Source organism: Blautia sp. HCP3S3_H10_2 (genome assembly GCF_052122375.1).
Classification (GTDB): Bacteria; Bacillota; Clostridia; order Lachnospirales; family Lachnospiraceae; genus Blautia_A.
In genome coordinates this window covers 185,922-200,994 of sequence record NZ_JBQKCL010000002.1, presented here as the reverse complement: position 1 = coordinate 200,994, position 15,073 = coordinate 185,922, and the positions used below count along the sequence as shown (strand labels likewise).

The window sequence follows — 15,073 nt, the reverse complement described above, 5'->3', positions numbered from 1 at the left end:
TGCCTCCTTAGTGAAAAAAGAAATAACCAGCAAAACCCATGAGGATATCACAAACTGGGTGAAAAAGCTGAAATTTAAAAAGAAGTTGTTTGGAGGCGTAGACGAGGAAGACGTATTAAAAAAAATATGGGAGCTGAACGGCCTTTATGAAAAGGCATTGTTAAATGAACGCGCCCGTTATGATGCACTTCTGAAAGAGTATCAGGGAGGTGATACCAGAAATGATGGATGATGACAGCCTGCATCCTTTGGCGGATGTAAGTGAGCAGATCCGGAAAAAAAGGTATCGCCTTGCCACCAGGCGGGGCTATCTGGAACTGGTAAAAAATATAGGAATCATGGCTGTTTTGCTCTGGTTCGCACTCAGTCAGGTATTTTTTATCACAAGTGCCAGTGGAACAGATATGTATCCCGCCATACTGGATGGCGATATTGTACTGGGCTACCGCCTGGACAAACGGTATCTGAAAAATGATGTGGTAGTGTGCAGCGTGCAGGGAAAAGAAGTGATTGGCAGAATCGTTGCGAGAGAGGGTGACAGCGTGGATATTACAGATGAGGGAACACTCTTTGTAAACGGAACCCAGCAGACCGGGGAAATCGCATTTCCCACAGATCCGGGAAAACAGACCTATCCTTATACGGTTCCGGAAGGCTGTGTGTATCTGCTTGGCGATTACCGGACCAACACCACAGACAGCCGAGACTTCGGCCCTGTAAGCACAGCCGACATCAAAGCAAAGGTAGTTAGCATCTTCCGGAGAAGAGGAATCTAAAAGATGCACACTATAAAAACGAAATCCCGAAGTAAGGGAAAAGGAAGCAAAGAAAGGAAACTTAAAATGAATAAATTACTTAGAAAAGTGATGGTGCTTGCCCTCGCAGGAACCATGACTGTGGGGATGAACGCGACGGTGTTCGCGGAGGATACTCAGACACCCACAACGAAAGAAACAAATAGTCGATTGAAAAATGGTGGAAATAATGTAGCAAGTGATACTGCTACAATCAATCTTATTAAAGATTATGTTCGTGGATCTGGTTCTGACCAAGAAAGCAGTAGTCCGGCAGAAGATTTTGTCTTTACAATTACTCCTTATGGTGTTTGGAATGCGGGATCAAGTAGTGGTTTAGCTGATGGAAATGCATATGATGCGGGTAATATGCCTGCCTTAGCTGTTGCATCTGGAGATAATACAGTTACAGTAGAAAGTGATAATAAGACTAATATTGTTACTATAAAAGCGGAAGTTGGAGATGCTGGAAAGAATACTAAAAAAAGTGCAACAATTACATTAAGTGAATATAAATCGGTTGGAGATTTCTGGTACAAAGTGGTTGAAACACAGACCAAAACTACTGGTGTATTTTATGGAACAAATGATGCTAAAGGAAGTTCTGATATAACTGTGTCAAATGGTAGACATGAGGCTGTCTATTATATTCATGTGCAGGTGGTAAATAATCCTGATTATGACACTGCTAATAATTCTAAAAAGTTCCTTCGTTCGGTGACGATGCATAAAACGGCACCTACTGATGAATTATCTAATAGTCAGTATAATACATGGGCTGAAAATACTACTGATAATAATTATGCGGCATCTGCAAAAGTCAACGATATTCAAAATACCTATTATGCTGGCAAGCTTTCCATTAAAAAAGAAGTTACCGGTAATGCAGGTGATAAGGAAAAGAGATTCCAAGTTACTGTAACATTTACAAAACCAGCAGGGACTATTATTACAAGTGATATTACATATAGTGCTGTATTTTCTGAAAAAGGTACTTCATCATCTGGCCAAACAATTTATGGACAGAATAATGTTGAAACTAGTGGATGGATGACGTCTAAAGGCGGAACTAGTAAAGTTGAAGCAAATGCTACTGATGCAGCATATGCAAGAGTAAGTTTTTTTATTAAGGATGGAGAAACGGTTATTTTTAAAAACATTCCTTATGGAGTTAGCTATCAAGTAGTAGAAACAGAACCTTCCGATAATACATATACAAATAAATTAGTGTTTTCTTCACCAGATGTAGCAACAAGCTTTAATGGTCAATCTGTAATTGGAGATACGGGAAAAGTTAATTCGGATGCGAGCGCAAAAGATAAAACTGGTAATTTCTTTGTAGAAGAAGATAAAATAGCAGGAGATATTTCTGCTGATAATGCAGCAACAGGTTCCATTTCAGATGCATCAGATGAATTAGTTATTACGAATAACAAGGATGTTAAAATCGACGTCGGTGTCATCACCTCCAACGCCCCATACATTGCCATGCTGCTTCTTGTGGCTGCCGCAGCATTTGTGTTTGTTCACCGCCGCAAAAACATGATCGAGGAGTAAAGAATCTATGAACAGGGTTGTCCTGAAACTTCTGAATGGAATATATGGATGGATCATCAGTTCCCTGGTCATGGTGTCGGCTGTGTATGCAGGCTATTCCATATGGGATAATTCCCAGATTTACAAGTCCGCAGAGAATGTTCAGGACCAGATCCGTCAGCTGAAGCCGGATGAGAATGCCAAGGACGGTCCTGGTTTTGATGAACTCCGGGCGTTGAACGGGGATGTAGTGGGCTGGATTACCGTAGACGGAACGAACATTGACTATCCGGTTTTGCAGGGCGAGACCAATCTTACCTATATGAATAAGGATGTATACGGGGATTTTTCATTGGCAGGGAGCATTTTCCTGGATGTGAGAAACCAGCGGGACTTTTCCGATAATTATTCCCTGATCTACGGCCACAATATGGACGAGCATCTTATGTTCGGAGATTTGGCATTGTTTAAGGAAAAAGACTTTTTCCAGAAAAATACCTCAGCGACGTTGATGGTTCCCGGGGAGAGCCGGAAGCTTCGTGTGGCAGCTGTATTGCAGATTCCGGCAGGAACGGAAGAAATCTTTAATCCGGATAAATGGAAAGATAATCTGGACGGTCTGGGAAAATACCTGGAAGAAAACAGCATCTGGTATCACCAGGAGCTGATCAACCAGCTGAAAAATTCGCCAGACCGGATGGAGGCCGTTTCTCTGGTTACCTGTTCTGACGGAAGCACCAATGACCGTACTGTGCTGATCCTGGTACGGGAAAATCCTAAGAAACCTCAGAATCCGCAAAATCCGGATACTCCTGGTGGCAATGATACCAATGGCGGTGATGATATCTCTGGAAATGGAACTCCTGGAAATAGTACAGCAGGCGGCACATCTGGTGATGATATCTACGGAAACGGACCGAAGAAAACAGGGGATACCCAGAACCGGGATCTCTGGATGTATCTGATCGGGGGAATCATTCTCTTTATCATTGGTTTTGAAACCGTGGACCGTATCAGAGAAAAACGTCATAAGGATTAGAGCCCTTTTCAGACAGGCTCTAAAGTGCAGTAGATTATGAAAAAACTTAAAAAAATACTGTATCCTGTGTGTGCAGTGCTTCTTCTTATTGCAATATGGAATGTGTGGAAGATAGATGCCTCCACAAAGCAGACTAAGGAGCTTTATGATAAGTTGTCCAGCCAGGCGCAAGCCGGGCTGGACAACAAACATGAAGGAAATGAGCAGGGGACAGATAATCAGGAAAATGTCTCACAGCAGGAAACGCAGAAGGATACTCCCAGTGAAGAGGAGGCAGAATCAGAAACTTCTCTTGCCAATCCCTGGCTTGTGGAGTTACAGGAGCAGAACCCAGAGCTTACAGCATGGATCCGGATCCCTGGCACAGTGATCGACTATCCGGTGATGCAGACCAAAGAGGACAACGACTTCTATCTGAATCACGATTTTGAAGGAAATGAAAATCCCCACGGGGCTTTATTCCTGGATGTAAACTGTCAGGAAGATTCCGAAAACCAGATCATTTACGGCCATCATATGAAAGATGGAACCATGTTCCAGAATCTGATGCTATACAAGGATCCGGACTTTTGCCAGACAAACGGGATCATCTGGTACGATACTCCGGAGGCGAGTAACTGTTATCAGGTGATATTTGTGATGCTTCTGTCAGATACGGATGCACAGAAATTCCCCTATTACAAATGTATCGATCTGTCAGATGAGCAGATCTACCAGGGCTTTTTGAAACAATGCAGCCGCTATGCCATCTGGTCAGCAGACAGTCTTCCCGACTCTGGCACCAGTCTTCTTACTCTTTCCACCTGTGAATATTCCCAGAATGATGGCAGACTGGTTCTGGTTGCCGCAGAAACCGAAACCGGAGAATCTGAGAACTGACCGGAACCGGACAAAAATCACAAGACTATGGCAAATCGCCACGGTAAAGCACGAAAAATTCAGTTGACAAAAGAAGGGGTTGTTGCTATAATAACCTCCATGAACAAGGGCGTTCTTCAGAAGGGTAGCTTTCTGAAGTGCGCCTTTTTTGTTTAAATAAAGAATCATGCAAGATTGGATGGATGAGGGCATGAGAATGAAAAAGGAGAGAGCACGATGGGGAATTATACCAGAGAAGAAGTGTTACAGATGGCAGAGGACGAAGATGTAGAGTTCATTCGTCTTCAGTTTACCGACATGTTCGGTACGTTAAAGAATATTGCAATTACCGCGAGGGAGCTCCCCCGGGCACTGGATAACGAATATGTAGTTGACAGTTCCTATATTGCAGGAATCGCAGGGGAGAAGGAGCCGGATATGTACTTACATCCGGATTACGATACCTTTACCATTCTTCCATGGCGCCCGCAGCAGGGGAAGGTTGCCAGACTGATCTGTGACATTTATCGTTCCGACGGAACACCTCTTGAAAAGAGTCCCAGATATATCCTGAAACAGGTAGTGAATATGGCAGCAGAGCAGGGCTATGTATGCGAGGTGGATCCGGAATGTGAGTTTTTCCTGTTCCACACAGACGATAATGGCATTCCTACCACAGTGACTCATGAAAAAGCAGGATACCTGGATATCAGTCCCCTGGATCTTGGGGAAAATGCAAGACGTGATATGGTTCTGAACCTGGAGGATATGGGATATGAGATCGAATCCTCCCATCACGAGACAGCCCCGGCACAGCATGAGATCGATTTTAAATTTACCGGTGCAAATGAAATGGCTGACTGTGTTATGACTTTCAAAATGGCAGTCCGTACCATTGCCAAACGCCATGGGCTTCATGCCACATTTATGCCGAAACCACGGGCTGAGGTCAATGGTTCCGGTATGCACATTCATTTTGCATTATATAAAGACGGCAAAAATATATTTGCAGATCCTTCCGATGTAAACGGACTGAGCGAGGATGCTTACCATTTCATCGGAGGACTTCTGGCACACAGCCAGGAAATGGCTGCGATCACCAATCCTCTTGTAAATTCTTACAAAAGACTGGTGCCAGGCTATGATGCTCCTACAGAGCTGACCTGGACAAAGAATAACCAGAACTCTCTGATCCGTATTTCCAATCTGAGAACAGACAGCCTGGCAATCGAGCTTCGAAGCCCGGACGCAGCAGCCAATCCTTACCTGGTATTTGCAGTCTGCATTGCTGCCGGACTGGACGGAATCCAGAGAAAATTATATCCCACCAAAGCTTCTGACCGTTCTTTCTCAGAATCGGACCAGAAGGCGATGAATATTGGAAATCTTCCACTGAATCTGGATGATGCCATTTCTTATTTCGAGAAGAGCACCTGGATTCAGTCCATACTTGGCAAAAAGTTCTGTGAGGAATATGCAGCTGCCAAGAAGGAAGAATGGCTGAATTATATGAGACAGGTAAGCGAATGGGAAATCAGCCAGTATTTATATAAGATTTAAGATAAGAGAGTGGCATTCATATGAACAGCAGCATAGTGATTGCATTACCAAAAATCGACGACGCAAAGAAAATTCGTACCATACTAAACCGGCACGGTTTTCCAGTAGCTGCGGTATGTTCAACTGCTTCAACAGCACTTGCCAGCATGAGTGAGCTGGACGGAGGGGTACTGATCTGCGGATATAAGCTGCCGGACCGGTATTACCGGGATGTGCTGGAAGATATTCCTTCCTGCTTTGAAATGTTGCTGCTGGCGTCTGGAAGAGTGATCGCAGAAGCGCCTACATCAGTCCTGACTGTGGAAATGCCAATGAAAGTCAGTGATCTGGTGAACACGGTGGATATGATGCTGTCCCAGATCGAGCGGCGGATCAGAAAAGAAAAGAAGAAGCCCAAGCCCCGTTCCTGGAAAGAGCAGAATTATATTTCCAATGCGAAGCTTCTTCTTATGGAACGAAACCACTTAACAGAAGAGGATGCATACCGGTATATTCAGAAATGCAGTATGGATTCCGGGACGAATATGGTAGAGACAGCACAGATGGTTCTGATGCTGTTATATGACGAAGTATAAGGTTTATAAAGAAATAGATGAAATGGAGGATGAGGAAATGGAGTTTTTGGATGGAAGTTGGAAAAAAGAAGTGAGCAGCTGGGATGCACTGATTGGAGAAGAACTTCTGAATCAGGAAGCCATCCTGGAAGGCGCCATTCACAGTATCCGTAACATGGGTGATGTTGCATTTGTAATCATCAGAAAAAGAGAAGGTCTGTTCCAGACCGTATTGGTAAATGAGGAAGCAAATCTTACCGTGCATGAGTTAAAGGAAGGAATGACCGTAAAGGTAAAAGGAACCGTGAATAAAGAGGAGCGCGCGCCTCATGGCAGAGAGCTTCATATTCAGGAAATCCAGGTGTTATCTGCACCGGCAGAGCCTCTTCCTCTTGCCATTGACAAATGGAAACTGAATACTTCTCTGGAAGCCAAATTAAATTACCGTTCCCTTTCTCTCCGTAATATCCAGGAACGTGCCAGATTCAAGATCCAGGAAGCACTGACAAGGGCATTCCGCGATTATCTTTATGAGAATGGATTTACAGAGATCCATACCCCGAAGATCGGAGCGAGAGGCGCAGAGGGTGGTGCGAACCTGTTTAAGCTCAGCTATTTCCACAAACCGGCTGTTCTGGCACAGAGTCCCCAGTTCTATAAACAGATGATGGTAGGTGTTTTTGACCGTGTTTTTGAAACCGGTCCTGTTTTCCGTGCAGAGAAGCACAATACCAAGAGACATCTGAATGAATATACCAGCCTTGATTTTGAGATGGGCTATATCGATGGCTTCGAAGAAATCATGGCGATGGAAACAGGATTTTTACAGTATGCCATGAAGCTTCTGAAGGAAGACTATAGCAAAGAGCTGGAAATCCTGAAAGTGGAGCTTCCGGATGCGTCCCGTATTCCGGCAGTCCGTTTCGACGTAGCCAAAGAGCTTGTTTCCAAGAAATACAACCGTCAGATCCGCAACCCATTCGACCTGGAGCCGGAAGAGGAAGCTCTTATTGGCCAGTATTTCAAAGAAGAATATAACGCTGATTTTGTATTTGTCACCCATTATCCTTCCAAGAAGCGTCCATTCTACGCAATGGATGACCCGGAGGACACCAGATTTACCTTAAGCTTTGACCTGCTTTTCCACGGTCTTGAGATCACCACAGGAGGACAGCGAATTCATGATTATAATGCCCTTTTGAAAAAGATCGAAGACAGAGGCATGGAGACAGAAGGCATGGAGCAGTATCTGGATACCTTCAAATACGGCATGCCGCCTCACGGTGGCCTTGGAATCGGTCTGGAGCGTCTCACCATGCAGCTCCTTGGCGAAGAAAACGTCCGCGAAGCCTGCCTGTTCCCAAGAGACTTGAACCGTCTTGAGCCGTAGTTAGTCATTTGCTTGCCGGAACGTTGCTCCGCACGGCGGTGAATATACATTGTCAGACCGCGTACGGGAAACCAATAATTAGCACATTAAACAGCGATTTATAGATGATATAGTGTAGATAGAGAAAGGCAGGATGAGGAAATGGCAAAACAGATCGATGACGAAACCATGGAAAATGTCTGCATTCTTGCAAAACTTTCCCTTACAGAAGAAGAGAAAGAAAAAGCCAAAAAAGACATGCAGGAAATGCTTGATTATGTAGATAAACTGGATGAACTGGACACATCCGGGGTAGAACCAATGTCCCATATTTTCGGCGACCAGAACGTATTCCGTGAAGATGTGGTTACCAACGGCGACAACAGCCAGGCAATGCTTGCAAATGCGCCAAAAGCCAAAGATGGACAGTATCAGGTTCCAAAGACCATAGGATAGGAGACATTTACATGGAATTAGAAAAATTAACAGCCTTACAGCTGGCAGATAAGATCAAAAAACATGAGATCAGTGTCCTGGACGGAGTGAAGGAAGTTTTTTCCAAAATAGAAGAAAAAGATGACCGGATTCACGCCTATCTGGACACCTATAAAAAAGAGGCTTATGCACGGGCAAAGGAAGTACAGAAAGGCATTGAGGACGGAACCTATACCGGACCTCTTGCCGGTGTGCCCATTGCCATCAAGGACAATATCTGTGTGCAGGGAAAGCCTACCACCTGTGCCTCAAAGATCCTGGAGGGCTTCGTGCCCCAGTACCAGGCAGAGGTAATTGACCGCCTGGAAAAGGCAGGGATGATCATTATTGGAAAGACAAATATGGATGAATTTGCCATGGGAAGTACCACTGAGACTTCCGCATATGGGATCACCCGCAATCCATGGAACACAGAGCATGTACCTGGCGGTTCATCAGGAGGCTCCTGTGCGGCCGTAGCAGCGGGAGAGACCTATCTGGCACTTGGTTCTGATACCGGTGGCTCTATCCGTCAGCCAAGCTCTTATTGTGGCGTTACAGGCTTGAAACCGACTTATGGTACTGTTTCCCGTTATGGACTGGTTGCCTATGCCTCTTCCTTGGACCAGATCGGACCGGTAGGAAAGGATGTGGCTGACTGTGCCGCACTTCTTCAGGTGATCGCCGGCCATGACCCGAAAGACAGTACCTCCATTGACAGACAGGATCTGGATTTCTCCGATGTGATGACGGATAAGATCGCAGGGATGAAATTCGGCGTTCCCAAGGAATATCTGGCAGAGGGAATTTCACCGGAGGTAAAGGATGCGTTTATGGAGACACTTAAAGTGCTGACCCAGCTTGGCGCTATTGTGGAGTTTTTCTCCGTGAAAACCATGGAATATATGATTCCGGCTTATTATATCATTGCCAGCGCAGAAGCCAGCTCTAACCTGGAGCGCTTCGACGGTGTCAAATATGGCTACCGTGCCAAAGAGTATGAGGGGCTTCACGATATGTACAAGCGCTCCCGTACAGAGGGCTTTGGGGAAGAGGTAAAGCGCCGTATCATGCTTGGTTCCTTCGTCTTAAGCTCTGGTTATTATGATGCCTATTATCTGAAAGCTTTGCGTACAAAAGCTCTTATCAAGAAAGAGTTTGACCAGGCTTTTGAAAAATATGATGTTCTCCTTGCTCCGGCAGCTCCTTATACAGCGCCGAAAATCGGGGAGAGCTTAAAAGACCCTATGGCGATGTATCTGGGCGATATCTATACCGTTGCCGTGAATCTGTGCGGACTTCCGGGAATCACCGTTCCCTGTGGGAAAGACAGCACCGGTCTTCCTATTGGCATCCAGATGATCGGAGACTGCTTCATGGAGAAGAAAATCCTCCGTGCAGCTCACGCTTACGAAACAGCAAGAGGGGATTTCGGAACACCAGAGGAAGGAGGTAAGAGAGCATGAAACAGTATGAGACAATTATCGGACTTGAGGTTCATGTAGAGCTTGCCACCAGAACAAAGATTTTCTGCGGCTGTTCCACAGCCTTTGGAGGGGCGCCAAATACCCATACCTGCCCGGTATGCACCGGTATGCCAGGTTCTCTTCCTGTATTGAACAAAAAAGTGGTAGAGTTTGCCCTTCGTGCAGGTCTTGCTACTAACTGCAGCATTAATCAGTACTGTAAATTTGACCGTAAGAATTATTTTTACCCGGATAACCCGCAGAATTACCAGATTTCCCAGCTGTATCTGCCAATCTGCCACGACGGTTTTGTGGAGATTGAGACAGAGGCTGGCAAAAAGAAGGTGCGGATCCACGAAATGCACATGGAGGAGGATGCAGGTAAGCTGATCCATGACGAGTGGGAGGACTGCTCTCTTGTGGACTATAACCGAAGCGGCGTTCCGCTGATCGAGATTGTTTCCGAGCCGGATATGAGAAGCGCAGATGAGGTAATCGCTTATCTGGAGAAGCTTCGCTGCACCATGCAGTATCTGGGCGTTTCCGACTGTAAGCTCCAGGAAGGTTCCATGCGTGCAGATGTAAACCTTTCTGTGCGGGTTGCAGGAAGTGATACCCTTGGAACCAGAACCGAGATGAAGAATCTGAACTCTTTTAAGGCTATTGCACATGCCATTGAGGGAGAAAGGGAGCGTCAGATCGAGCTCCTGGAAATGGGCAGAAATGTTGTTCAGGAGACCAGAAGATGGGATGATAACAAAGAGTCTTCCCATGCAATGCGTTCCAAAGAGGATGCAAAGGATTACCGTTATTTCCCGGATCCGGATCTTCCGCCCATTCATATTTCTGATGAGTGGATCGCAAAGATCAGAAGTGAGCTTCCGGAATTCCGTGAGGAGAAGGCTGCCCGTTATCAGCAGGAATTTGGCCTTCCAGAGTACGATTCCCAGATCCTTACCGAATCCAGACATCTTGCTGCACTTTTCGAAGAGGTGGCTACTTTATGCGGCAATCCGAAAAAAGCTGCGAACTGGTTTATGGTGGAAGTGCTCCGCCTTATGAAGGAAAAAGGAGTAGAGGCTGAGAAAGTAAGATTTACACCTCAGCATCTTGCTGACCTTCTTACCCTGGTTGACAAAAAAGAGGTCAGCCCCCAGAATGCCAAGAAAGTATTTGAAAAAGTATTTCACGAGGATATTGACCCGGCGGCTTATGTGGAGGAGCATGGCCTTAAGATCGTGGAGGATACCGGGCTTCTTACCAGCACCATCAGCCGCATTCTGGATGAGAACCCGGGACCGTTGTCCGAGCTTCTTGGAGGTAAGGAGAAGGTTATGGGCTTCTTCGTGGGCCAGATCATGAAAGAGATGAAGGGCAAGGCAAACCCGGCCAGTGTAAGAGAGGCATTGCTGGCTGAGGTGGAGAAAAGAAAATAGATTAAAATTTAACTTGATTCAAAGTTAGAACATATATACAATGATTAGAGAAAACAAACTGTTAAGGAGGAAAAACAGATGGTTACTGTAAATCATAATTATCTGAAATTACCAGGAAGCTATCTTTTTTCTACGATTGGAAAAAAGGTGCGTGCATATAAAGAAGAAAATCCGGAGAAGGAAGTGATCAGCCTTGGAATCGGCGACGTGACCCAGCCTCTTGTTCCGGCTATCATTGAAGCGCTTCACAGTGCCGTAGAGGAAATGGCACATGCGGAGACGTTTCACGGTTATGCACCGGATCTTGGTTATGAATTTCTGAGAAATGCCATTGCAAAAAATGATTACCAGGACAGAGGCTGCGACATTGCGGCGGATGAAATTTTCGTTTCCGATGGTGCCAAAAGTGATTCCGGAAATATCCAGGAAATTTTCGGAACTGATAATAAAGTGGCAGTATGCGACCCGGTTTATCCGGTTTATGTAGACACCAATGTTATGGCTGGCCGTACCGGCGAGTACAATCAGGCCCGTGAGAACTTTGACGGTGTGATCTATATGCCATGCCGCAAGGAAAATGGCTTCCTTCCAGAGTTCCCGAAGGAAGTGCCGGATCTGATCTATCTTTGTTTCCCAAACAATCCTACCGGATCTGCCATCACTAAGGATGAACTGCAGAAATGGGTGGATTATGCGAACAAAAATGGCTGCGTGATCATCTATGACGCTGCTTATGAGGCTTATATTTCTGAGGCGAATGTTCCTCACAGCATTTATGAATGCGAGGGTGCAAGAACCTGTGCCATTGAGCTTCGCAGTTTTTCCAAAAATGCAGGCTTTACAGGTGTCCGCCTTGGTTTTACCGTAATTCCAAAGGAGCTGGTAAGAGATGGGGTATCTCTTCACAGTCTGTGGGCAAGACGTCATGGCACTAAGTTTAATGGAGCTCCGTACATTGTCCAGAAAGCAGGCGAGGCTGTTTATTCTGAGGCTGGCAAGGCACAGCTGAAGGATCAGGTGGGCTACTATATGAGAAATGCCAAGCTGATCCATGACGAGCTTGCAAAGGCTGGTTTCTCCGTATCCGGCGGTGTGAATGCACCATATATCTGGCTGGAAACACCGGATAAAATGACCTCCTGGGAGTTTTTTGACTATCTTCTGAAAAATGCCAACGTGGTTGGTACACCGGGATCTGGCTTTGGTGCCCATGGAGAGGGTTATTTCCGTCTGACTGCTTTTGGTACTTACGAGAATACCCTGAAAGCCATTGACAGGATCAAGAGTTTGTAATTATAATGAAATAAAGCCAAAACAGGGCGTATCTCTGGCTGGAACCTGCCTGAAAAGAATTGCTTTTCAGGCGAGGCTCCGGGGCTGGGGATACGTTTTTTGTTTTAGAAAAAACTTGTTGTTCTTTATTGTGGTAAGGGCAATTTTTGTTATACAAAGGAGGAAAATAAAAGATGAAGATCAGTCGTGTAGAACATATGTGTGAAGGAAATGGACATGTTATCATAAAAGAACTGCTGGATGAGAAGCAGCTCAATGGAAAGTGTGGGCTTTATGCAGAGGTAACCTTAGAGCCGGGATGTTCCCTTGGTTTTCATATGCATTATGGGGAAAGTGAGACCTATTATATTCTGACTGGAGAGGGCGAATATAATGACAATGGGACTTCCTGGAGACATGTGAAGGCAGGAGACATTACCTTTACGCCAGATGGAAGAGGACATGGGCTTGCAAACACAGGGAACACAGATCTGGTGTTCATGGCACTGATTATCAAGGACTGAGAATTTCTTGAAAGTAAGGGGATTCTGAAAATAAGAATGTCTGGAAATTGAGCAAATAATAAATTAAAAATCGAGTTGTGAGGAATTGGAGTTAGAAATGAATCATACAGCAGAGAAATTACTTGAATTTATCAAAGAGAGCCCTACTGCATTCCAGGCAGTGGAGCAGATGAAGAAAAGATTTACAGAAAATGGATTTACCGAGCTTAAAGAGGAAGAACATTGGAAAATCCAAAATGGCGGGAAGTATTTTGTGATCCGGAATCATTCTGCCATCATTGCATTCACAGTACCGGAGGTTTCCTGTGATGTCTTTCACATCATTGCCAGCCACAGCGATTCCCCGTCCCTGAAGATCAAAGAAAATCCGGAGATGGTGGAAAATGGTTATGTGAAGCTGAATGTGGAGCTTTACGGAGGTGCTCTTCTTGCACCATGGTTTGACAGACCGCTTTCCGTAGCCGGACGTCTGATCGTGAAAGAGAATGGACAGATCTGTGAGAAGCTGGTGACTGTGGATAAGGATATGCTGATGATCCCGAATCTTGCCATTCACATGAACCGTGAGGCAAACAGCGGTTATAAGTACAATGTTCAGAAGGATATGCTGCCACTTTACGGCCTGGAAAGTGCAAAGGGCTCTTTCTTTAAGACAGTAGCAGAGGCAGCAGGAATCCAGGAAGAGGATATTCTGGGCCATGACCTGTTCCTTTATAACCGCATGCCAGGTTCTGTATGGGGCGGGGAGAACGAATTTGTTTCCGCACCGAGACTGGATGATCTGCAGTGCGCTTTTTCCTCTATGGAAGGCCTGATTGCAGGGAAAAATGAGAAAAGCATCTGTGTACATATGGTGATGGATAATGAAGAGGTAGGAAGTGGCACCAAGCAGGGAGCTGCCTCTACGTTTCTCCGTGATACCCTGCTCCGTATTAATCTGGGACTGGGCAGAAGCTACGAGGATTATCTGATCTCTCTTGCAAAGAGCTTTATGATTTCAGCAGACAATGCCCATGCGATTCATCCAAATTACCCGGAGAAAGCAGATCCAGTGAACCGTCCTCATATTAACGGCGGTATTGCGATCAAATATAATGCAAACCAGAAGTATTGTACAGATGGTATTTCAGCAGCAATGTTTAAAGAACTTTGCAAAGAGGCAGGAGTGTCCTGTCAGGTCTACGTGAACCGGTCCGATGTGGCAGGAGGTTCTACCCTTGGCAATATTTCCAATACCCAGGTGGCGTTAAATACAGTGGATATCGGGCTTCCACAGCTGGCTATGCATTCCCCTTATGAGACAGCAGGAGTGAAGGATACCTGCGATTTCGTCAAACTTGCGGAGGTGTTTTATGCTTAAGAAAAAGGCAGTTTTCTTTGATGCAGATGGAACGATCTGCGACATTGAGAAAGGGACTCCGGCAAGTGCCATAGAGGCGATCACAAGGCTTGTGCAAAATGGTCATGAGGCCTGGCTTTGCACTGGCAGAAGTCGTGCTTTTGTACCGGATTATCTGGAGCAGATCCCGTTTACCGGCATGATCACAGCCTGTGGATGCACCATTGAGAAAAATGGGGAACGTCTTTTTAACAAAGAGATGACGACACAGGAAGCATGGCGTTCTGTGGAGGTGCTCCGCAAGTATGGCTTGGTTCCGGTCATGGAAGGTGCCGACTGGATGTATTACGATAAAGAGGAGTATAACACTGATGTGAACTGGTATGCGGATCTGATCACAAAGGCACTTGGCAGAAAGTGGCGCCCGATCAGAGGTTATGAGCAGGATCTTCATATCAATAAGATCAGTTCTAAAATTCTTCCTGGAAGCAATCCGGAGCAGGCCTGCAAAGAGCTGGCAGATTATTATGAATTTATCGGCCATGTGGGGGAAGGTCTGGCAGGAGATACTATTGAGATGATCCCAAAGGGCTTTTCCAAAGCTGTGGGAATTGCAGCTGTGTGCCGGATCTTTGACATTGCCCATGAGGACACCATTGTGTTCGGTGACAGCAATAACGATCTGTCCATGTTCGAGTATGCAAAGACCAAGGTGGCAATGGGCAACGCTGCGCCAGGAATCAAGGAACTGGCAGATTACGTGACAAGTGATATTTTCCATTATGGGATCCGCAATGGATTGGAGCATCTTGGGCTGATCTGACGGATGCCTGAATAAGAAATCCTATTTGA

General features: G+C 45.5%; 15 protein-coding genes. All 15 read left to right on the top strand.

Translation table 11 applies throughout. The features are described from left to right. Positions 1-10: 10 nt before the first annotated feature. The 15 genes from ACTQWB_RS02935 to ACTQWB_RS02865 all read left to right on the top strand — a co-directional run bounded on the left by ACTQWB_RS02935 (position 11) and on the right by ACTQWB_RS02865 (position 15,044). The gene (locus ACTQWB_RS02935; protein ID WP_441500277.1) at positions 11-232 is read left to right on the top strand and encodes a hypothetical protein; all 222 of its coding nucleotides are present in this window, start codon (positions 11-13) and stop codon (positions 230-232) included. Then, positions 222-776, top strand: a complete 555-nt coding sequence (gene lepB / locus ACTQWB_RS02930) for a signal peptidase I (protein ID WP_441500276.1) — start codon at positions 222-224, stop codon at positions 774-776. Before ACTQWB_RS02935 ends, lepB begins: the two co-directional genes overlap by 11 nt. A gap of 66 nt (positions 777-842) precedes the next feature. After that, on the top strand, positions 843-2,351 hold the full coding sequence (locus ACTQWB_RS02925; protein ID WP_441500275.1) for a DUF7601 domain-containing protein: 1,509 nt from the start codon (positions 843-845) through the stop codon (positions 2,349-2,351). A gap of 7 nt (positions 2,352-2,358) precedes the next feature. Continuing rightward, positions 2,359-3,369 carry a class B sortase gene (gene srtB, locus ACTQWB_RS02920; protein WP_441500274.1) on the top strand — a complete coding sequence of 337 codons (1,011 nt, stop codon included), beginning with the start codon at positions 2,359-2,361 and terminating at the stop codon, positions 3,367-3,369. 36 nt (positions 3,370-3,405) lie between these two features. Continuing rightward, positions 3,406-4,248 (top strand): class B sortase, encoded by an 843-nt coding sequence (locus ACTQWB_RS02915; RefSeq protein WP_441500273.1) that lies wholly within the window; start codon positions 3,406-3,408, stop codon positions 4,246-4,248. Positions 4,249-4,464: 216 nt separating this feature from the next. Further along, positions 4,465-5,787 (top strand): glutamine synthetase family protein, encoded by a 1,323-nt coding sequence (locus ACTQWB_RS02910; protein WP_441500272.1) that lies wholly within the window; start codon positions 4,465-4,467, stop codon positions 5,785-5,787. Between the two features lie 20 nt (positions 5,788-5,807). Then, on the top strand, positions 5,808-6,362 hold the full coding sequence (locus ACTQWB_RS02905; protein ID WP_441500271.1) for an ANTAR domain-containing response regulator: 555 nt from the start codon (positions 5,808-5,810) through the stop codon (positions 6,360-6,362). A gap of 37 nt (positions 6,363-6,399) precedes the next feature. Further along, positions 6,400-7,731 carry an aspartate--tRNA(Asn) ligase gene (gene aspS, locus ACTQWB_RS02900; protein ID WP_441500392.1) on the top strand — a complete coding sequence of 444 codons (1,332 nt, stop codon included), beginning with the start codon at positions 6,400-6,402 and terminating at the stop codon, positions 7,729-7,731. 141 nt (positions 7,732-7,872) lie between these two features. Further along, positions 7,873-8,166, top strand: coding sequence for an Asp-tRNA(Asn)/Glu-tRNA(Gln) amidotransferase subunit GatC (gatC, locus tag ACTQWB_RS02895; protein ID WP_441500270.1), 294 nt, complete (start codon positions 7,873-7,875; stop codon positions 8,164-8,166). 11 nt (positions 8,167-8,177) lie between these two features. Beyond that, a complete protein-coding gene (gene gatA / locus ACTQWB_RS02890) occupies positions 8,178-9,650 on the top strand; it encodes an Asp-tRNA(Asn)/Glu-tRNA(Gln) amidotransferase subunit GatA (RefSeq protein ID WP_441500269.1) in 1,473 nt (490 codons plus the stop codon). After that, positions 9,647-11,086, top strand: a complete 1,440-nt coding sequence (gene gatB / locus ACTQWB_RS02885) for an Asp-tRNA(Asn)/Glu-tRNA(Gln) amidotransferase subunit GatB (RefSeq protein ID WP_441500268.1) — start codon at positions 9,647-9,649, stop codon at positions 11,084-11,086. Before gatA ends, gatB begins: the two co-directional genes overlap by 4 nt. A 78-nt stretch (positions 11,087-11,164) precedes the next feature. Then, entirely contained in the window at positions 11,165-12,379 is a 1,215-nt protein-coding gene (locus ACTQWB_RS02880; protein WP_441500267.1) for an LL-diaminopimelate aminotransferase, read from the top strand. Between the two features lie 173 nt (positions 12,380-12,552). After that, complete coding sequence (locus ACTQWB_RS02875; RefSeq protein WP_441500266.1) at positions 12,553-12,882, top strand: cupin domain-containing protein; 330 nt, start codon at positions 12,553-12,555, stop codon at positions 12,880-12,882. A gap of 97 nt (positions 12,883-12,979) precedes the next feature. Further along, positions 12,980-14,242 carry a M18 family aminopeptidase gene (locus tag ACTQWB_RS02870; protein ID WP_441500265.1) on the top strand — a complete coding sequence of 421 codons (1,263 nt, stop codon included), beginning with the start codon at positions 12,980-12,982 and terminating at the stop codon, positions 14,240-14,242. Further along, the gene (locus ACTQWB_RS02865) at positions 14,235-15,044 is read left to right on the top strand and encodes an HAD-IIB family hydrolase (RefSeq protein ID WP_441500264.1); all 810 of its coding nucleotides are present in this window, start codon (positions 14,235-14,237) and stop codon (positions 15,042-15,044) included. The genes ACTQWB_RS02870 and ACTQWB_RS02865 overlap by 8 nt, the downstream gene beginning before the upstream one ends. Positions 15,045-15,073 lie beyond the last annotated feature (29 nt).